Origin of the sequence: Pseudomonas sp. B21-032 (genome assembly GCF_024748965.1) — a bacterium.
Classification (GTDB): domain Bacteria; phylum Pseudomonadota; class Gammaproteobacteria; order Pseudomonadales; family Pseudomonadaceae; genus Aquipseudomonas.
This window is the reverse complement of record NZ_CP087180.1, coordinates 1,161,421-1,182,327: the sequence shown is the minus strand read 5'-3', so window position 1 is coordinate 1,182,327 and position 20,907 is coordinate 1,161,421. Positions and strand designations below refer to the sequence as shown.

The 20,907-nt window shown below is 64.3% G+C and carries 12 protein-coding genes; 7 read left to right on the top strand and 5 right to left on the bottom strand.

All coding sequences use genetic code 11. The features are described 5' to 3' along the window. Positions 1-22: 22 nt before the first annotated feature. From LOY54_RS05330 to nagE, 5 genes are read left to right on the top strand one after another with little or no spacing between them, the layout of a single operon-like run. Positions 23-754, top strand: coding sequence for a GntR family transcriptional regulator (locus LOY54_RS05330; RefSeq protein ID WP_123565693.1), 732 nt, complete (start codon positions 23-25; stop codon positions 752-754). Between the two features lie 10 nt (positions 755-764). Then, positions 765-1,862, top strand: a complete 1,098-nt coding sequence (nagA, locus tag LOY54_RS05325; RefSeq protein WP_258609649.1) for an N-acetylglucosamine-6-phosphate deacetylase — start codon at positions 765-767, stop codon at positions 1,860-1,862. Then, entirely contained in the window at positions 1,852-2,874 is a 1,023-nt protein-coding gene (locus tag LOY54_RS05320) for an SIS domain-containing protein (protein WP_258609645.1), read from the top strand. Before nagA ends, LOY54_RS05320 begins: the two co-directional genes overlap by 11 nt. A gap of 19 nt (positions 2,875-2,893) precedes the next feature. Next, positions 2,894-5,434 (top strand): phosphoenolpyruvate--protein phosphotransferase, encoded by a 2,541-nt coding sequence (ptsP, locus tag LOY54_RS05315; protein ID WP_258609643.1) that lies wholly within the window; start codon positions 2,894-2,896, stop codon positions 5,432-5,434. Positions 5,435-5,446: 12 nt separating this feature from the next. Next, positions 5,447-7,114, top strand: a complete 1,668-nt coding sequence (gene nagE, locus LOY54_RS05310) for an N-acetylglucosamine-specific PTS transporter subunit IIBC (RefSeq protein ID WP_258609641.1) — start codon at positions 5,447-5,449, stop codon at positions 7,112-7,114. 91 nt (positions 7,115-7,205) lie between these two features. Here nagE and LOY54_RS05305 read toward each other — a convergent pair whose 3' ends face one another. Together LOY54_RS05305 and purL are read right to left on the bottom strand one after the other, a co-directional pair. Beyond that, complete coding sequence (locus tag LOY54_RS05305) at positions 7,206-7,517, bottom strand: YqfO family protein (RefSeq protein WP_093386966.1); 312 nt, start codon at positions 7,515-7,517, stop codon at positions 7,206-7,208. Between the two features lie 3 nt (positions 7,518-7,520). Then, complete coding sequence (gene purL, locus LOY54_RS05300; protein ID WP_093386975.1) at positions 7,521-11,420, bottom strand: phosphoribosylformylglycinamidine synthase; 3,900 nt, start codon at positions 11,418-11,420, stop codon at positions 7,521-7,523. 246 nt (positions 11,421-11,666) lie between these two features. Here purL and mltF point away from each other — a divergent pair, with 246 nt between their 5' ends. Further along, complete coding sequence (mltF, locus tag LOY54_RS05295) at positions 11,667-13,127, top strand: membrane-bound lytic murein transglycosylase MltF (protein WP_045196482.1); 1,461 nt, start codon at positions 11,667-11,669, stop codon at positions 13,125-13,127. Positions 13,128-13,151: 24 nt separating this feature from the next. Here mltF and tadA read toward each other — a convergent pair whose 3' ends face one another. The 3 genes from tadA to LOY54_RS05280 all read right to left on the bottom strand — a co-directional run bounded on the left by tadA (position 13,152) and on the right by LOY54_RS05280 (position 17,756). Further along, positions 13,152-13,634 (bottom strand): tRNA adenosine(34) deaminase TadA, encoded by a 483-nt coding sequence (tadA, locus tag LOY54_RS05290; protein WP_093386979.1) that lies wholly within the window; start codon positions 13,632-13,634, stop codon positions 13,152-13,154. Further along, positions 13,634-15,010 (bottom strand): multicopper oxidase family protein, encoded by a 1,377-nt coding sequence (locus LOY54_RS05285; protein ID WP_258609639.1) that lies wholly within the window; start codon positions 15,008-15,010, stop codon positions 13,634-13,636. The genes tadA and LOY54_RS05285 overlap by 1 nt, the downstream gene beginning before the upstream one ends. A 130-nt stretch (positions 15,011-15,140) precedes the next feature. Continuing rightward, a complete protein-coding gene (locus LOY54_RS05280; protein ID WP_258609637.1) occupies positions 15,141-17,756 on the bottom strand; it encodes a membrane-targeted effector domain-containing toxin in 2,616 nt (871 codons plus the stop codon). Between the two features lie 210 nt (positions 17,757-17,966). Between LOY54_RS05280 and LOY54_RS05275 the strand changes: the two genes are divergently transcribed. Beyond that, complete coding sequence (locus tag LOY54_RS05275) at positions 17,967-20,897, top strand: membrane-targeted effector domain-containing toxin (RefSeq protein ID WP_258609635.1); 2,931 nt, start codon at positions 17,967-17,969, stop codon at positions 20,895-20,897. Positions 20,898-20,907: the final 10 nt, after the last annotated feature.

Sequence of the window (20,907 nt, the reverse complement as noted above, 5' to 3'; positions counted from 1 at the left end):
CTCGCCACCTGAAGCTACCGCCATGCCTCCGTTGACCGCCCTGCGCCCCGACGACACCCTGGCCACTCCCTTGTACCTTCAGTTGGCGCGCAACCTGGAACAGGCCATCCACGCCGGGCAATGGAAAGCCGAACAGGCATTGCCGTCGGAGCGCAGCCTCAGCGAAGCCCTGGATATCTCCCGGGTGACTGCACGCAAGGCCCTGGAAGTGCTGCTCGAACAAGGCCTGATCCGCCGTATCCAGGGCTCCGGCACCTTCATTACCCCGCGCCTGGAACAACCGCTGTCGCGGCTGTCGAGCTTCAGCGAAATGCTCCGTATGAAGGGCTTCACGCCCAGTTCGCAGTGGCTGGAGCGTAGCGTCGATGCGCCGTCTGCCGATGAGCTGGTGCGCCTGGGCCTGTCGCCCAACGAACAGGTGGTGCACCTCAAGCGCCTGCGCAAGGCCGATGACATCGTCATGGCCGTCGAGTACAGCACCCTGCCCGCGCGCTTGCTGGGCAACCCCGAGGCTATCGGCGATTCGCTGTACCAGTACCTCGACCAGATCGGCAAGCCGGTGGTGCGCGCCCTGCAACATATTCGCGCGATCAATGCCAGCGCCGAGCTGGCGGCGCGGGTCGGCATCGAGCCCGGCACCGCCATGCTGCTGATGACCCGGGTCGGCTACCTCGACGACAACACCCCCATCGAACTGACCGACACCTACTGTCGCGACGACTACTACGACTTTGTCGCCGAGCTGCGACGCTAGCGGAGCCCCCATGAGCGAACACAACATACTCACCCCGACGGGCTGGGTACGCGGACGCCTGTTGCTGCGTGACGGCCGCGTCGCCGCCATCGACGGCCAGCCATGCGACCCGCAGGGCAACGATCTACCCTACCTGCTGCCCGGTTTCATCGACCTGCACGTGCACGGCGGCGGTGGCAGCGACATCATGGAAGGCGCGCAGGCGTTCGCCACCATCGCCCGCACCCATGTGCGCTTCGGTACCACGTCGTTGCTGGCCACCACCATGACTGCGCCGAAAGAAGAACTGACCCAGGTGCTCGGCGCGCTCGGCGACTATGCCCGCCAACCGCGCAGCGATGGCGCCCGGGTCCTCGGCGTGCATCTGGAAGGCCCGTACATCAACCCCGGCAAGCTCGGCGCGCAGCCGAACTTCGCCCACCTGGGGCTGCTCGAAGAGGTCGACGCCTACCTGGCCCTGGCACCGATCAAGGTGATCACCATCGCCCCGGAAGTCGCCGGCCACCTGCCGTTGATCCGCACCTTGAGCGAGCGCGGCGTGCGCCTGCAGATCGGCCATACCCTGGGCAGCTACGAAGAAGGCGTGGCAGCCCTGGAAGCCGGCGCCACCAGCTTTACCCACCTGTACAACGCCATGAGCCCGCTGCACCACCGCGAGCCGGGCATCGTCGGCGCGGCCCTGGCCCATGCGCGTTTTGCCGAGCTGATTCCCGACCTGCTGCACGTGCACCCCGGCGCCATCCGCGTGGCCCTGCGCTCGATTCCTTGCCTGTACTGCGTGACCGATTCCACTGCCGCCGCGGGCATGCCCGATGGCGAGTACAAGCTTGGCAGCCACACCGTGACCAAATGCCTGGGCGGCGTGCGCCTGGCTGACGGCACCCTGGCCGGCAGCACCCTGACCATGGACCAGGCCCTGCGCAACCTGGTGAAGATCGGCCTGCCCCTGGCCGAAGCCTCCCAGCGCCTGTCGCAGTTCCCCGCCGACTACCTCGGCCTGCAAGAACGCGGGCGCCTGCAGCCCGGTAGCTGGGCCGACGCCGTGAGCCTGGATCGCAACCTCAACCTGATCGGCGTAATGGTCGAAGGAGAACACCTTGAGCTCTAAGATGCTTGCCGAGGCCCTGGCCGCGGCCAACGTTGTGCAGACCCAGTTGCAGCGCTGCGACGCGCGTATTGCCAGCGTCGCCGAACAACTGCGCAGCCTCGCGCCGCAGGTTGCCCTGACGGTCGCCCGCGGCAGCTCGGACCACGCCGCCAGCTACTTTGCCTACCTGACCATGCAGCAGCTGGGCCTGCCGGTGGCCTCGCTGCCGATGTCGGTGGTGACCCTGCAGAACTCGCCCCTGCAGGTGCGCGGCCAGGTGGCCCTGGGCTTTTCCCAGTCGGGCCAGAGCCCGGACCTGGTCGACAGCCTGCGCACCCTGCGCGAACGCGGCGCCACCACCCTGGCGCTGGTCAATGCCGAAGACTCGCCACTGGAACAGGCCTGCCAGTACCACCTGCCGCTGTGCGCCGGCCCCGAGCTGAGCGTTGCCGCGACCAAAAGCTTTATCGCCACCCTCAGCGCCAGCGCCCGCCTGGTCGCCCAGTGGCAGCAGGACCCGGCGCTGCTCGACGCAGGCCTGGCTCTACCCGGGCAACTGCGTGAAGCCGCCGAACAAGACTGGAGCCTGGCCATCGAGCAACTGCGCGACTGCCAGCGGCTGATGGTCATCGGCCGTGGCGCCGGCTTTGCCATCGCCCAGGAAGCGGCGCTCAAGTTCAAGGAAACCTCGGCGATCCAGGCCGAAGCCTTCAGCAGCGCCGAGGTGCGTCATGGCCCGATGGCGCTGATCGATGCCCATTACCCGTTGCTGGTATTGGCGCCTCGTGGCGTCGAGCAGGCCGGCCTGTTGCAGTTGGCCGAAGACATGCGCCAGCGTGGCGCCAAGGTGCTGCTGGCGGCGCCGGCGGACATCCCCCAGCGCAACCTGACCTTAAGCTGCGCCGCCCACCCGGGCCTCGATCCGCTGCTGGCGATCATGAGCTTCTATGTCATGGCCGCAGGCCTGGCCGAGGCGCGTGGCATGGACCCGGATCAGCCCCGTCACTTGAGCAAAGTGACCCGAACTCACTGAGGCACCGAGGACCTTGCGCATGCCCAACAACAAGAACATCACCCTCCATGCCCCCCTCGAAGGCCCGCTATTGCCGCTCGACCAGGTGCCCGACCCGGTGTTCGCTGGCGGCACCCTGGGCAACGGCATCGCCATCGACCCGCTCAACGACTGCCTGCAGGCGCCTTGCGCCGGCACCGTCATCCACCTGGCGAAAACCCTGCACGCCCTGACCCTGCGCGCCGACAACGGCGCCGAGGTCCTCATGCACATCGGCCTGGATACCGTGCAGCTGCAGGGTCGCGGCTTCGAAGCACTGGTGGCCAACGGCGAACGGGTCGAACGTGGCCAGCCGCTGATCCGCTTTGACCTCGACCTGGTGGCGCAACACTGCACCAGCCTGATCACGGTGATGATCCTCAGCAACAGCAGTGACTACCGCTTGCTGCCGCGCACCACTCGCTCGGTGGCATTGGGTGCGCCGCTGCTGGATGTCATCCCCAATGCCAGCATCGCTGCAGGCAAAGCAGCCAGCAGCGGCGAAACCGTGCGCGGCAGCGCCAGAGTCGCTCATCACGGCGGCTTGCACGCGCGCCCTGCGGCGCTGCTGCGCCAGACTGCCCAGGGCTTTGGCAGCCGCGCCGAGCTGCACTTCAACGGCCAGGTCGCCGCGCTCAACAGCCTGGTGGCGATCATGGGCCTGGGTGTCGGCGAGCAGGATGAAGTTGAAATTGTTTGCAGCGGTGCCGACAGTGCGCAGGCGCTGCAGGCACTATTGGCAGCAGTCACCACCGCGAGCGTCGGCGAACAGCATGCCGCCCCTGCCATCAGTGCTCAGGCCACACCCGTCGCCAACCTGCAGCCCGGCATCCTCAACGGTGTCTGCGCATCGACGGGCCTGGCCTGTGGTCCGCTGGCGCGTCTGGACGGGATACGCCTGCCGCCAGACCCGGGCGGCCATACGCCCGCTGCGCAGCACCAGGCCCTGGACGCCGCACTGGTCAGCGTCAAAGCCGCCATTGAAGGCGACTTGAAACAGCTGCAACAAGGTGATGCTGCAGCCATTTTCGAAGCGCACCTGGCACTGCTCGACGATCCGTCACTGATCGACGCTGCACGTCAGCGCATCGACCAGGGCATTGCCGCCAGCCACGCCTGGAGCCAGGCCATCGACGCCCAGTGCGCGATCCTCAAAGCCCTCGACAAGCCGCTGCTGGCCGAGCGCGCCAACGACCTGCAGGATTTGCAGCAACGGGTATTACGCGCCCTGCTCGGCGAAAGCCGCGAACTCGAGTTGCCACCCTCGGCGATTGTCGCCGCCCATGAACTGACGCCCTCGGACCTGCTGCTGCTCGACAAGCACGCGGTGGCCGGGCTGTGCATGGTCGCCGGGGGCGCCACTTCGCACGTTGCCATCCTCGCCCGCGCCCGCGGCCTGCCGTGCCTGGTTGCCCTGGGCCCGGAGCTGTTGAACCTGCAGGCCGGCCAGGTGCTGGTGGTGGACGGCGAGCAGGCCCGGCTGGAAACCGCGCCAGACGCCGAGCGCCTGGCTGAGGTCGCGCAGCTTCGCCAGCAACAGCAGCAACGCCGCCAACAGCAACAAGCCGCCGCCCAGGGCAGCGCCCAGACCCGTGATGGGCGCGTGATCGAAGTTGCCGCCAATGTCGCCTCGGCGGCCGAAGCTGCCCAGGCCCTGAACCTGGGTGCCGACGGCGTCGGCCTGTTGCGCACCGAATTCCTCTTCGTCGACCGCCACACCGCCCCGGATGAACAAGAGCAACTCAGCGCCTACCAGGCGGTAGTCGACGCCATGGGCGATCGCCCGGTGATCATCCGTACCATCGATGTCGGCGGCGACAAGCAACTGGACTACCTGCCCCTGCCCCACGAGGCCAACCCGGTACTCGGCCTGCGCGGCATTCGCCTGGGCCAAGTGCGCCCCGAGCTGCTCGACCTGCAATTGCGTGCCCTGCTGCAGGTCAGCCCGCAGCGCCGCTGCCGGATCATGCTGCCGATGGTCAGCGAGGTCGATGAGCTGCTGGATATCCGCCAGCGCCTGGACCACCTGGCCAGCGAACTGGGCATCAACCAGCGCGCCGAACTCGGGGTGATGATCGAAGTTCCGGCCGCCGCCCTGCTCGCCGAGCGCCTGGCCGAACACGCCGATTTTTTCTCGATCGGTACCAACGACCTGTCCCAGTACACCCTGGCCATGGACCGTGACCACGCGGGTCTGGCTGCCCGCGTCGACGCCCTGCACCCGGCGCTGCTGCGCCTGATCGACCTGACCTGCCAGGGCGCTGCCCGCCATGGCCGCTGGGTCGGGGTGTGCGGCGCACTGGCCTCGGAGCCGCTGGCCACCGCGGTGCTGGTCGGCCTCGGGGTCCGCGAGCTGTCGGTCAGCGCCCCGCAGGTCGGCGAGATCAAGGAGCGCGTGCGCCAGCTCGACAGCAGTGAATGCCGCACCTTCAGCCAGCAGCTGCTGGGCCTGTCCAGCGCCCGCGCGGTGCGCCAGGCCTGCCGCGATTTCGCCGCACGCCCGCTACACCACCGCCACTCCCCACTCAGCACAGAACAATAACCGGAGCGCACCATGTACCAGCACTTCATCCAGGGCCTGCAACGGCTCGGCCGCGCCCTCATGCTGCCCATCGCCATCCTGCCGATTGCCGGCCTGCTGCTGCGCCTGGGCGACACCGACCTGTTGGACATCGCCCTGATCCACGATGCCGGCAACGCGATTTTCGCCAACCTGGCGCTGATCTTCGCCATCGGCATTGCCGTCGGCTTTGCCCGCGACAACAACGGCACCGCGGGCCTGGCCGGGGCCATTGGTTACCTGGTGCTGGTCTCGACCCTCAAGGTCATCGACCCGCACATCGACATGGGCATGCTCGCCGGGATTCTGTGCGGCCTGCTCGGCGGTGCGCTGTACAACCGTTTCAAGGACATCAAGCTACCCGAGTACCTGGCCTTCTTCGGTGGCCGGCGTTTCGTTCCGATTGCCACCGGCTTGTCGGCGGTGGGCCTGGGCTTGCTGTTCGGCCTGATCTGGCCGCCCCTGCAGAACGGCATCAACAGCCTCGGCCAACTGCTGCTCGACAGCGGCAGCATCGGCGCGTTCTTCTTCGGCGTGTTCAACCGCCTGCTGATCGTCACCGGCCTGCACCATATCCTCAACAATCTGGTGTGGTTCGTCTTTGGCAGTTTCGAAGGTGCCAATGGCCTGACGGTAACCGGCGACATCAGCCGCTATTTCGCCGGCGATCCCCGGGCCGGCCAATTCCTCGCCGGGATGTTCCCGATGATGATCTTCGGCCTGCCCGCCGCCTGCCTGGCCATGTACCGCCATGCCCTGCCGGGGCGGCGCAAACTGATTGGCGGCATCCTCCTGTCGATGGCCCTGACCTCGGCGCTGACCGGCGTTACCGAGCCGATCGAGTTCGCCTTCATGTTCCTCGCGCCGCTGCTGTTCCTGATCCATGCCGTGCTCACCGGACTGGCCATGGCCCTGTGCGATCTGCTCAATATCCGTCTGGGCTTTACCTTCTCCGGTGGCGCCATCGACATGGCCCTGGGCTGGGGCCGCTCGAGCAATGGCTGGATGGTGTTCCCGGTCGGGCTTTTGTATGCGCTGGTGTACTACTTCGTTTTCGACTTCTGTATCCGCCGCTTCAACCTGAAAACCCCGGGCCGCGAAGACCAGCCCAGCGAAGAAGCTCCAGTCCAGGACGCTAGCGCACCACGCGGCAAGCGCTACATCGATGCTCTCGGCGGTGCCGGCAACCTGCTCTCGGTAGACGCCTGCACCACGCGCCTGCGCCTGTTGCTCAATGACCGCGGCCTGGCCCAGGACGGCGTGCTGAAAACCCTCGGCGCCATGGCCGTGGTACGTCCGGGTTCCGGCGGTAGCCTGCAGGTGGTGGTCGGGCCGCTGGCCGACACCATTGCCGACGAGATTCGCAACCAGCTGCCCCATGCCCTGGCGAATGTCGTCGAACAGCCGCAAGTGAAAGCCGAGGCGAGCGAAAGCATGGCCGCTGAAGACTGGCTCAGTGCATTGGGTGGCAAGGACAACTTGGTGAAGGTCGATTGCGTGGCCCTGACCCGAGTGCGGGTCGAGCTCAAGGATGCGCGCAAAGTGACGCGCGAGCGCCTGTTGGCGCTGGGGTGCCAGGGGGTGAGTCCGCTGGCGGACGGGACCTGGCATTTGTTGCTGGGCAAGCGTGCTGCTGCCTTGAGCCAGGCGTTGCAGGGCTGAAAAGCATCGCGGGTCAAGTCGAGGCGTCGCACCGCCGCTCCCACTGTGGGAGCGGCGGTGCGGCGACCCGACTTGACCCGCGATGAGATCCTTAGAAGTCCGCTAGCTGCCAGACCTCATAAGCCGGGGTTTCATAAGGGTGGCTGAGCTTGAGGGCAGCGACCACCGAGCCTATCAGCTCGTCGGCCACCACCAGCTCAACCCGCCATTCTTCGACCTGCTCGACCACGCCCGCCTGCCCGAGGAACGGCTGGCTGCCGTCCAGCGGGCGGAACTGGCCCTGGCCCAACACCTGCCAGGCGCAGCAGTCGTAGTTGCCGATGCGCCCGCCACCGGCGGCGAACACAGCGGCCTTGACCACCTCCACGTGGCTTGGCGGGACGAAGAAGGCGAGCTTGTACACCCCTTAGTTCACCCACGCCCGGGCGTTGCGGAACATGCGCATCCACGCCGCGTCTTCGTTCCAGTCATCCGGACGCCAGGAGTTCTGCACGGCACGGAAGACCCGCTCAGGGTGCGGCATCATGATGGTGACGCGACCGTCGCGGCTGGTCAGGCCGGTAATCCCGCGCGGCGAGCCGTTCGGGTTGGCCGGGTAGCTCTCGGTGACCTTGCCGTGGTTGTCGACGAAGCGCAGGGCCACGCAACCGGACAGGTCAGCTTCGAGCAGGGCTTCTTCGCTGGCGAACTCGGCATGGCCTTCACCGTGGGCGATGGCGATCGGCATGCGCGAACCGGCCATGCCCTGGAGGAAGATCGAGTTCGACTTCTGCACTTCGACCATGGCCACACGGGCTTCGAACTGCTCGGAGCGGTTACGCACGAAGTGCGGCCAGAACTCGCTGCCCGGAATCAGCTCGTGCAGGTTGGACATCATCTGGCAACCGTTGCACACGCCCAGGGTGAAGCTGTCGCTGCGCTCGAAGAAGCCCTGGAAGGCATCACGGGCACGGGCGTTGAACAGCGCCGACTTGGCCCAGCCTTCACCGGCGCCGAGCACGTCACCGTAGGAGAAACCGCCACAGGCCACCAGGCCCTTGAAGTCGTTGAGGTCGACGCGACCCGCGAGGATATCGCTCATGTGCACGTCAATGGCGTTGAAACCGGCGCGGTCGAAGGCTGCGGCCATTTCGACCTGGCCGTTGACGCCCTGCTCGCGCAGCACTGCCACTTGCGGACGCACGCCCTTCTTGATGTACGGCGCGGCGATGTCCTGGTTGACGTCGAAGCCGAGCTTGACGCTCAGGCCGGGGTTGTCTTCTTCCAGCAGCACGTCGAACTCTTGGTCGGCGCAGTCGGCGTTGTCGCGCAGACGCTGGATCTGGTAGCTGGTCTCGGCCCACTGGCGCTGCAGCAGACGGCGGTCGCCCTTGAACAGTTCTTCACCGGCCAGCTTGATCAGCACTTCGCCGTTGTTGATCGGCTGGCCGATCACCGCGACGCAGTCTTCACCCAGGCCGGCAGCGCTGAACTGGGCCAGCACGTCCGGAGTGGCGTCCTGACGCACCTGAATCACCGCGCCCAGCTCTTCGTTGAAGAGGATGGCGGCGACTTTCTCGCGCTTGCTGGTCAGGGTGTCCAGTTCCAGGTCCAGGCCGCAGTGGCCGGCGAAGGCCATTTCCAGCACGGTAGTCAGCAGGCCACCGTCGGAACGGTCGTGGTAGGCCAGCAGGTGGCCGTCGGCGTTCAGGCCCTGGATCACGGCGAAGAAGGCCTTGAGGTCTTCGGCGTCGTCGACGTCCGGCGCTACGGCGGCCAGCTTGCCGTGGGTCTGGGCCAGGATCGAGGCGCCCATGCGGTTCTTGCCGCGGCCCAGGTCGATCAGGATCAGGTCGGTCTCGCCCTTGTCCATGCGCAGTTGCGGGGTCAGGGTCTTGCGTACGTCGAGCACCGGGGCGAAGCCGCTGACGATCAGCGACATCGGCGAGGTGACGCTCTTGTCAACGCCCTCTTCGCTCCACTTGGTCTTCATCGACATCGAGTCCTTGCCCACCGGAATGGTCAGGCCCAGCTCCGGGCACAGCTCCATGCCGACAGCCTTGACGGTGTCGTACAGGCGGGCATCTTCACCCGGGTGGCCGGCAGCGGACATCCAGTTGGCCGACAGCTTGATGTCGGACAGCTTGCCGATGTGCGCGGCAGCCAGGTTGGTCAGGGTCTCGCCGATGGCCATGCGCCCGGACGCCGGGGCGTCGAGCAGGGCCAGCGGGGTACGCTCGCCCATGGCCATGGCTTCACCGCTGTAGACGTCGAAGCTGGTGGCGGTGACGGCGCAGTCGGCCACCGGTACCTGCCACGGGCCGACCATCTGGTCGCGGGCAACCAGGCCGGTGATGGTGCGGTCGCCGATGGTGATCAGGAAGCTCTTGCTGGCCACGGCCGGGTGGCGCAGGACGCGCTCGACCGAGTCGTTCAGTTCCAGGGTGCTTGGGTCGAAATCATCGCCCAGCTCCGCTTCGCGGGTCACCGAACGGTGCATGCGCGGCGGCTTGCCCAGCAGCACGTCGAGCGGCATGTCGACCGGGGTGTTGCCGAAATGGCTGTCGGTCACGGTCAGGTGCGGTTCGGCAGTGGCCTCGCCGACCACCGCGAACGGGCAACGCTCGCGCTCGCAGATGGCCTGGAAGCGCTCAAAGTCGCCAGCGCTGACCGCCAGCACGTAGCGTTCCTGGGATTCGTTGCTCCAGATCTCGTGCGGGGCCATGCCCGGCTCGTCGTTGGGCACGTTGCGCAGTTCGAAGCGGCCACCGCGGCCACCGTCGTTGACCAGTTCCGGGAAGGCGTTGGAAATACCGCCGGCGCCGACGTCGTGGATGAAGGCGATCGGGTTGTTGTCACCCAGCTGCCAGCAACGGTCGATGACCTCCTGGCAGCGGCGTTCCATTTCCGGGTTCTCGCGCTGCACCGAGGCGAAATCGAGGTCAGCGGAGCTGGCGCCGGTATCGACCGACGAAGCCGCGCCGCCACCCAGGCCGATGAGCATGGCCGGGCCGCCGAGCACGATCAGCTTGGCGCCGACGGTGATCTCGCCCTTTTGCACGTGGTCTTCGCGGATGTTGCCCAGGCCGCCGGCCAACATGATCGGCTTGTGGTAACCGCGTACTTCTTCACCGTGCGGGGTGTTGATCGACTGCTCGAAGGTGCGGAAGTAGCCAGTCAGGGCCGGACGGCCGAATTCGTTGTTGAACGCGGCGCCACCCAGCGGGCCTTCGACCATGATGTCGAGGGCGGTGACGATGCGGTCCGGCTTGCCGTAGGCCTGCTCCCATGGCTGTTCAAAGCCCGGGATGCGCAGGTTGGAAACGGTGAAACCGGTCAGGCCGGCCTTGGGCTTGGCACCGCGGCCGGTAGCGCCTTCGTCACGGATTTCGCCGCCGGAACCGGTGGAGGCGCCGGAGAACGGCGAGATGGCGGTCGGGTGGTTGTGGGTCTCGACCTTCATCAGGATGTGCACCGGCTCCTGCACCGCGCCGTACTGGCGGGTCTCAGGGTTCGGGAAAAAACGCCCGGCCACGGAACCGACGATCACCGAGGCGTTGTCCTTGTAAGCCGACAGCACGCCTTCGTTGTGCATCTGGTAGGTGTTCTTGATCATGCCGAACAGGCTTTTTTCCTGGCTCTGACCATCGATATCCCAACTGGCGTTGAAGATCTTGTGGCGGCAGTGCTCGGAGTTGGCCTGGGCGAACATCATCAGTTCGATGTCGTGCGGGTTGCGCTTGAGGCCCTGGAAGCTGGTGACCAGGTAATCGATCTCGTCTTCGGCCAGGGCCAGGCCCAGCTCGACGTTGGCTTTCTCCAGCGCGGCGCGGCCACCGCCGAGAATGTCGACGGCAGTCAGCGGCTTGGGCTGGGCGTGGCTGAACAGGCTGGCGGCCTCTTCAAGCTTGGCCAGCACCAGCTGGGTCATGCGGTCGTGGAGGATGTCGGCAACGATGGCGGCGTCGGCGTCGCTCAGCTCACCGCTGACGTAGTAGGCAATGCCCCGTTCCAGGCGCTGGATGTTTTCCAGGCCGCAGTTGTGAGCGATGTCGCTGGCCTTGCTCGACCAGGGCGAGATGGTGCCGAAACGCGGAACCACCAGGAACAGGCGCCCGCTTGGCTCCTGGACCGGTACGCTCGGGCCGTACTTGAGCAGGCGCGCGAGCACTTGCTGTTGGTCGGCACTCAGATCGCCGTCAACCTCGGCGAAATGCGTGAATTCAGCATACAAACCACTAACAGCGGGGACTTTCTGGCTCAGTTGCTCGATTAACTTACCGTGGCGAAAGGCAGAAAGGGCAGGAGCGCCGCGCAGGATCAACATCGTCGGGACAGCCTCAGGAAGGGGGTGTGCTTAGAGGCCGTGCATTCTAGCCTAATTCCGGCGCTTCCGGCACCCGAAACACAGCATTGCAACACCTCCGCATGTCGGCCCGGCAAAGCGGACTCGGGGGTCAAAAAAAACCGCCGGTTTTGCCCTGCATTTTGCCTTTAGCGCAAAGATCGCTAGCAGACAAGCAAACCGTTGTCGAGATATGGCGCGGCCGGTCCTTTGCGTATACTGCAACCTATGTTCGCCCAAACCGCTTTGCGCCAGCGGTGCGCCAGATGGCTCATCGCAACCGGACTCTTCCTGATGCTCGGTGCCTGTGTTGAAAAACCCAGCACCCTCGAGCGTGTCAAGGAAGACGGCGTGCTGCGCGTAATTACCCGCAACAGCCCGGCCACCTACTTCCAGGACCGCAACGGCGAAACCGGCTTCGAGTACGAGCTGGTCAAGCGTTTCGCCGACGATCTGGGCGTGGAGCTGAAGATCGAGACCGCCGACAATCTCGACGACCTGTTCAACCAGCTCGGCCAGCCGTCCGGCCCGGTGCTGGCGGCAGCGGGCCTGGTCAGCAGCGAACAGCGCAAGTCGCAGGTGCGCTTTTCACACCCGTATCTGGAAGTCACCCCGCAGATCATCTATCGCAACGGCCGTCCACGGCCCACCGACGCCAAGGACCTGGTCGGCAAGAAGATCATGGTGCTCAAGGGCAGCACCCACGCCGAGCAGATGGCCGAGCTGAAAAAGCAGTATCCGGCGCTCGAATACGAAGAATCTGACGCAGTTGAGGTGGTCGACCTGCTGCGCATGGTCGATGAGGGGCAGATCGACCTGACCCTGGTCGACTCCAATGAACTGGCAATGAACCAGGTCTACTTTCCCAAGGTACGGGTGGCTTTCGACCTCGGCGACGCCCGTGACCAGCGCTGGGCGGTGGCCGCTGGCGAAGACAACAGCCTGCTCAACGAGATCAACGAATTTCTCGACAAGGTGCAGAAGAATGGCACCTTGCAGCGTCTGAAAGATCGCTACTACGGCCACGTCGATGTACTGGGTTATGTAGGCGCTTATACCTTTGCCCAGCACCTGCAGCAACGCCTGCCGCGCTACGAGAAGGCCTTCCAGGCCTCGGCCAAGAAGGAACAGGTCGACTGGCGCCTGCTGGCCGCAATCGGCTATCAGGAGTCGATGTGGCAGGCCGAGGTCACTTCCAAGACCGGCGTGCGCGGCCTGATGATGCTGACCCAGCGCACCGCCCAGGCCATGGGCGTGTCCAACCGCCTGGACCCGGTGCAGAGCATCCGCGGCGGTGCCAAGTACTTCATGTACGTCAAATCCGAGCTCGATGACAGTATCGAGGAGCCGGACCGCACCTGGTTCGCCCTGGCCGCCTACAACGTCGGCAGCGGCCACCTGGACGATGCCCGCAAGCTGGCCAAGCGCGAAGGCCTGAACCCCAACAAGTGGCTGGACGTGAAGAAGATGCTGCCGCGCCTGTCGCAGAAGCAGTGGTACAGCAAGACCCGCTACGGCTATGCCCGCGGTGGCGAGCCCGTGCACTTCGTCGCCAACATCCGACGCTACTACGACATCCTCACCTGGGTGACCCAGCCGCAGCTTGAAGGCAGCCAGGTGGCCGAGAGCAACCTGCACGTGCCCGGCGTGAACAAGACCAAGCCGACCGAGCAGACCCCGCCACTCTGAACTGTTTCGCGGGGCAAGGCCACCTCAGGCCTTGGCCCGTCGCGCCTTGAAGAACTCGGACAGAATCGCTCCGCACTCCTCTGCCAGCACCCCACCCTCAAATAGCACCCGGTGGTTGAGAAAGCCCTGGGTAAAGAACTGCCCCTGGCTCTGCACCACGCCGGCCTTGGGCTCCAGCGCACCGTACACCACCCGGTTGATCCGCGAATGCACGATCAGCCCGGCGCACATGCTGCACGGCTCCAGGGTCACGTACAGGGTGCTGCCGGGCAGCCGGTAGTTGCTCGCGGCCTGGGCGGCGGCGCGGATGGCGACCATCTCGGCATGGGCACTGGGGTCGCTGCCGCTGATCGGGCAGTTGAAGCCACGGCCGATCACCTGGCCGTGCTGGACCAGCACCGCGCCCACCGGCACTTCGCCCATGGCCGCGCCTTGCGCCGCCAGCTCCAGCGCCAGGCGCATGAATTGCTGGTCGCGGCTGCGATCGATGATCTGCGGTTGACGCATCAGGCCACCCCGATCGCGGCCATCAGGCCGGTTTCCATATGATCGATCACGTGGCAGTGGAACATCCAGGTACCCGGGTTATCCGCCACCAGCGCCACCCGCGCGCGCTCGTTCTTGCCCAGCAGGTAAGTGTCGGTGAAATACGGCTCGATCTTGCGCTTGTTCGAGCTGATCACCTTAAAACTCATGCCATGCAGGTGGATCGGGTGCTGGTACTGGGTCATGTTCTTCAGCTCGAAGATGTAGCTCTTGCCCTTTTGCAACGTAGCAATCGGCCGGTCGGCGCAGGTCTTGTCGGTGATGTCCCAGGCCTTGCCGTTGATCTGCCAGAGGCTCGGCGGCTTGCCGTTGTCGGTGTTCACCGAAACCGAGCCGACCCACTCGAAATTGAAGTTGAGCTTTTCGGCGTTGGCCAGGTCCGGCTCGGCGATCGGGTTGGCCGGCAGCGCCGGCGGCCAGTCGCCCGGGGCTTCGCTGCTGGCCACCGAACGCAGGGTGCCCAGGCGCACCGGGCCATCGCGCAATGACAGTTCTTCACCGGCTGGCGGCATCTTGATCGCCAGGCAGATACGCATGCCCGGGCCCAGCCAGTAGTCTTTGCCCAGCGGGCGCGGGGCAATGGGGTTGCCGTCCAGGGCGTAGACCCGCGCCTCAAAGTTGCCTTTGAGGTTAATGCGATACGTCAGGGTGTTGTCGAGATTGAGCAGACGCACCCGCACGATCTGCCCGGCAGGCATCTCGACCACGGCGTTGGCCTGGCCGTTGATGGTAATCAACCGGCCGGCGGTGCCGCCACGGGCAGCTTCACGGGGGATGCTGAAGGGCAGATAAGCGCCCTGCTCGTCGACGTGCCAGTTCTTCAGGCTCAGGGTGCGTTCGTGCTTGAAGCCAGTGGGCTCGCGCTCCTCGACGATCAGCGGGCCGACCAGGCCGCGGCCGAGTTCTTCGGAGCTGTTGACGTGCGGGTGGTACCAGTAGCTGCCGGCATCCGGTACGCGGAACTTGTAATCGAAGTACTCGCCCGGCAACACCGGCAGCTGCGAGACGTAAGGCACGCCGTCCATTTCCAGCGGCAGGCGGATGCCGTGCCAGTGGATGGTGGTGGCCACTGGCAGGTGGTTGATGAAACGCACCCGCAGCCATTCGCCCTGGCGCACCCGCAACTCGGTGCCCGGCGCCGACGGGCCGAAGGCCCAGGCCTCGGTCTTGAAGCCGGAGACCAGCTCGACATCCAGCGGCGCGGCGATCAGCTCGTAGTCATGCCCGGCATCCGGATCGGTCCTTCCTAGCCAGTACCGCGATGCGCCACCGGCGCCAAGGCCAATCGCCACCAGGCCGCTCAGGCCACCGAGAATTTGTCGCCGGGTAAAGGACATGCAGCAGGTACCTCACATCGCAGGAACAACATGCCGGCACCTGGCGGCAAAGTGCCAAGGTACCGGCGATGAAGGGCGAATACGATACACCTGCAATTGAGAAATATTAAGTGAAGAGTTGCCGCAGGGCCTAGGTTCCCGGCCTTATAACCCCTGGCGGCGCGGTGATGGCGTCGCGAAAGGCAACGGGCTGATCCTGGGTCTGCAGTGCCAGGCGCAAATCGCCCTGGACGATACCGTCGGGCCTGCCCATGCTCGGCAGATAGTACTCTCCCGCATCCAGGGTAATGCCGCTGGCCTGCCCCGGCCCGGCATCGACCAGGCGCAAGCCCGGCACCCCTTGCAGCTCGGCCAGGCCTGGCACGCGTTTGTACAGGTTGCTATGGGTGTTGCCGACCAGCGCGACCCATTTGCCGGCGTCAGCCTCGCCTTGCGTGGCGCCAATAACCCGGTTGGCATAGTAGTTCATGACTTTCTGGCGCAGCGGATTGCCCGGCTGCTCCAGGTCGAGGCCTTCCAGGTGATAACTGGCGACGCAGTCCAAGGCCTGTACCCTGATTCGGTTGGCCCGGGCTTTGCGCACCAGTTCCAGGAAGTTATAGCGGCCAGCGCTGTCGGTGCGATGGCCAAGATCCAGACGGTCCAGGTAGCGCCGCAATTGCGTAGTCATGCGCCCGCTGCGATGGAACAGGTCGAGGTCCGCCTGGTGCAGGTCGGTCATCAGGTGCTCAAGATAAAGCGTGCGCACGCCCTTGGCATACAGGGGCGTGAGGTTTTCCAGCAGCCAGCGTTTGCTGGCGATCGAAGCGTGGGATTCGCCAATGACCACGCCGGCATGCTCGTCGAACAGCTCGATGAATGCCCGCTGCGGGCTGATAGAGGCCGCTGGCGGGTGAATCTTGAAGCTGGGCAGGGTCAGCCGGGTGAAAAACCGCTCGGCATCCGTGCGCAATTGCTGCCGGATCTGCTGCAGGCTGTCACGCACCTCCATCAGTGGCGACGCGGGGTCGTAGTAATCACCGCCGATCGCCCGCCGATTGTTCGCACTGATGAGCTCCCGCACAGCGGGCCGGGACGGTTCCGGGACTTCATAGCTGCCAGGTTCGGCCTCGAAGTACGAATAATCCATGGGCGCAGCCGGTACTTCGGGGGTCAGCCCGCCCAGGCACTGGCCGCCCCCGCGCAGGCAGGCGGCGTCTAGCACAGCCCACCGCCCCTGCTCGTCCAGCCGCACGGGTATTACGCCATTGAAGGCGAATGGGTTGTCTTCCGGAACAATCAGCCAGGTGCCCAAGGCCTGGTCATATCGAACCCGATAGGGCACGCCCTCAAGCTCGATGTACAGGGCACCATCCGCCAGGGTACTGACACCTTGTTTGATGCCGCTGAAAGCCTCGGGTACGTCAATGATCTGGTTGCTTTCAAGCTGGCCCAGCGCTTTCGCCGCGCCACGCCCCAGCGGCAGCAGGAATGGCAGGTTGAGCAATACCTCGACACCGGCAAGAATCGCCCCAAGCACACCTGCCCGCCGCTCCTCGGGATTATCGCCATCGACCGCCTGCTCGACGTTCAAGGCAAGACTGGCAGTGCCCATTGCCACCGCCAGCAATGCCAACGGCCAACCCGCCGGCGCTACGGCGCCCAGCAGGCGCGAGGCCACGCCCAGGTAACCCACCCACAATTGCGCACGCAGTTCGGCATTGGTACGCAGGGCCGCATCGGTTTCAAGTTCCATGTGCTGCCGGGCGTTGTCGCGCATCCAGATGAAGACCTCGCCGTTGATCGGCGCACGCTGCACCTGAGCGGCAAAAGCCTCGACCGAGCCTTGCGCCCAAGAGGCGAGTTGCTCACGCAACCTCTGCACCTGCTGCGCATCACTGGCGAAATAAGCCAACAATTGCTCGCGACTGACGGCCACCTGCAGCCAGCCAAACAGCCATTCGGCCAGCTCCTGCTGGCTACTGAAAGCCTGGAACGATGGCACCGCACCGGGCATATAGAGCACATGCTGCGCCCCCGGCCCCTGCAACCACACCAGCGCCGACGACGCCTGCCCGGCCAGGCCCAAGGTCGCAAGCTGAATGCCGGCAGCAGGTTGCTGTACTTGTTCAAAATGCTGCAGATGGGCAGCAACGCTGCTGTCAAAGCCGACAGCGTCGAACACCAGTTGCAACTGCTGCTCGTTCAGTTGTCCGCCGAGGCCTGCCTGCAACGCTTGCGCGAGGTAAGTGAGCTTGCTGAGCGCGCGCACATCAGCACCGTGCTCGACCCAGAACGCCGTACGCTGGCGCTGGAACCTGGCGCCAAAGTCCATCTCCCACAAGGCGTTGAGGACCTTTTGTGGGTCCAGCCGCACTTCATTGCTTTCATCGAAGCGCCTCGCCTCTGCTCCCTCGGTGTAGAAACCGCCGTACAACTGCAGAAGGTCGGCGTTGTCCTGGTCACTGACGCGAAAGCGGCGCATGACCAGTTCGGTCAAGGTCCAAGACTGATCAGGCGTTCCATAGTGCTCCCAGCCGGTGTAGCTGCGGTTGCTGCTGGCGGCGTGGGAAAAACGATTCCAGTAGATCTTGTCCGGATCTCCGTGCTGGTTGGTTTGTGTGACCAGCAGTTGCATCGCCGCCGCGCGAGCGCTGGCATGCAGGTCCGGAAATGCGGCGAACACCGTTTCGGCAAGCTGGCGCAGCGATGCACGCGCCGCCTCCAGGTGCAGGTTGTACTGATCATCAGGTTGCGAATGTTCCATGACATGAGTTCCTTTGCACAAGAAACCCTCAGCCTGGGTCATGCGTCGACGCTATCAGTCCTAAATAAGTATCCCCGGCAGCCATCAGCTAGACAGCGAAACGGTTTAGTACGACGTCAGGAAAATCTGTTTCGTCGCAACAACAAATACCTATGGCAGCAGGTATGACGCAGGCTTTCTAAATGGGCATTCATCTGCAAGGAGATGCACATGCCCTATCAATTAAATGTCCCTTCCGATTCGCTGGCCTCCAGCCAAGGCCAGAAGCAAGCGCTCGACACCATCGCCTCTACGCTGGTGACTCAATGTCCCGACATGTGGGAAATGGCCCGTGAGGTTGCCCGAAACCTGCTACTCAAATTCACCGGAAAGACCCCGGAACCAGACTCAGTCTACTGGCACCGCTTCGCTGGCGCGGTAAGCAGTACACGAAGCTTCACCGGCTGGGAGCATTACGGCCCGCCGCTTGAATCGATGACCTTGCCACAGTTGGTCATGCGCCGTTTCAACAGCCACGACCAGGACAACAGCGATCTGCTGCAACAGAACGGTGGCTTTTACCGGGCCGGGCCACAAAACCCGGTTTTCAACGAAACCAATGAAATACGCATGCTTGGCCAGGATGTGCTCAACGAACTCTGGCAGATCGACCTCAGCACGCTGTTCAACCACCGGCTCGATGCCTTCTGGCAAGCCCATGCCGATGATTTTCGCCTGATGGCCAAGGTCAACTTCCTCGCCAAGGCGTATGAGGACTATCAAAGCGGCGTGCTGTACCCGCAGCACTGCCAGGCGATCTTCAAGGCAGTGGCAGGCGACTTGCGTGCCCCGATCACCCGCAAGCAACTGGCAGATCAAGTGCAGGCTGCGCAGGGCTGGAGTGTTCGGACCTTCGACATAGGCGGCTACCTGGCCAGCGACATTGTGCGCATTGTCTCCCCTGAAGGTCATCAGTTTGTATATATGCCCGGAGAAACAACCGCTCTGCACAGCTTCGAAACCAACAACGACCTGCACATCTGGGTGCTGCAACAGGCCTGTACCGACCTGGCCAGCCGGGCGCGCTTCGAATCGCACTTCCCGTTGTCGGCCCACCCACCACGGGGCTCGGGCGTCGGCCTGAACAGCCTTATCGAGCTACTGGTAACCAGTTACGGTCATGCTGACCATTCGTTGATCAATCAGCTCGACCGGCCAATCGCCGGAGATCTGTTCAGCTACCTGCGCGACCAGGCCCGCGAACGCATGTATGCCGACGCCGACACGGCGCTGCGCTCGAACAGCGAACTGCGCAAACAGATGTGGATCGGTTACCTCAATGCCTTTACCAACACCTTTGGTGTCATCGGTGCAGTGTGCTGGCCAGTGGCATTGGCGGTAGTCGGTGCGGACCTGGCCAGCCTGGGGCTGAACATCGACCAGGCGGTCAACGGCGACACCACGGCAGAACGCAAGGCCGGTGTCACTGGTGCCATCGTCAGCGCCGTCAGTGCCGCCTTCGACGCCACCCTGGTGTTTGGCGTCGGCGCAGCCGCCGAAGTCGCTGAAGTAGTTGATCCACTTGAAGCCGAACTCAGCGCCAGCGGCATACGCACACCTCGACCGCCCTTCGCCAGTAAAGTCCGTCCCCTGCCAGAGATAATCGATCTGCCCCTGGAGCGGCCGATTGCCAACGTGATTGTTGATGGGCAAAGCCCGCAACTGGAAGGCAACCTGCGCGGCACCTATCTGCTCGATGGGCAGATCTATATCACCCTCAACGGGGATCCTTATGCGGTTCGCTACGTTGGCGAAATGAAAACCTGGGTGATCATCGATGAACAGAACCCGTACGCGTTCTACCGCAGCCAGCCCGTGAGGCTCAACGCCAATGGCCAGTGGGAACTGCTGCCCAAGCCCGGCCTGCAAGGGGGTGGCAAGTTCTGGAGCAAACATCCCTGGGGCTCGAGCTCGGCAGCGCAAACACCCGTCGTTCTGCCCTCGTCGCCCTACGAAGTACCCGTTGAACTACGCGCAAAACTGCAAAGCGCCGCCAACATGCCGGGCGATAAGTTGCTCGAAGGCTACGTCGTAATGAATGATCCCGAGCTCAACGCAGCGGGCAGATCTTTCATCCGGATACGCGAGCAGTTGGCAGAGGAAAGCCGCACATACCTTCGTACGGTGCAGGTGCCGCCCCGGGTAGAGATCCCATCGCTACCGGCAAGCAGTACGCCCAAGTCAATTATCCAGGAGGTTTTTCAGCGCGCCGAGGGGCTGGTGATTGGCGAGCGTCACAGCTCGATTGCGAGCAAGAAGTTCCTGATCGAGAACATGGAGCTACTTGCCAAGCAAAAAGTCCGCACGCTGTACATGGAGCATTTACTGACCGACTTCCATCAGGCCGACCTGGATACTTTCATGCGCACAGGGAAAATGCCCAAGGGTTTGAGCAAATACCTGAAAAGCCTTGATAGCGGGTTCGGAACCGACCCGTCAGGCCAGTTCACTTTCCTCAACCTGGTCAAGGCCGCCCAGCGCAACCACTTGCGCATCCAGGCAATCGACTGCATGGCCAGCTACCGTCAGACGGGCCTGGTGGACCTGGAGGGAACCCTGCGCGTCGAAATGATGAATCGCTATGCCACTTCAATCATCAGTGCTGTAGAACAGCAAAGCCCAGGGCGCTGGATTGCGCTGGTAGGAGAGTCCCACGCCAACACCTTCGAGCAGGTGCCAGGGCTCAGCGAGTTGAACCAGGCAATTGGCCTGCGGGTAGCCGATGCTGAGGCAGGGACCACCGTCGGCCTGTTTGTCGATGAAGGCAGGTTTGGCGAGCTTTCCAAAAGCGAGCCACCACGCTTCGTCAAGAACGACCTGGTCTTGCGAATGGTAACTACGGGCTCCTGGCCTGCTGATGTAGTGGCTACCCACGAAGCTCGCCTGCCGCGGACCGGTATGTTCTTGATTGAGCAGCAGGGTGACCAGGCCCTACTGTTTCATCGCAGCAACGACCGTTCGATCGTGCGCACTGCCATTCGCGTTACCGAGGACCATGTCTCAATCGACCGCCCCTCCTGGCCGCGCGTCCACAAGCGGCGCTTCAACGACCTGCGCGAACTGGCCGAGGCGCTCAAACTCATGGGGCTGACCGAGGCCTGAAAAAACAAAC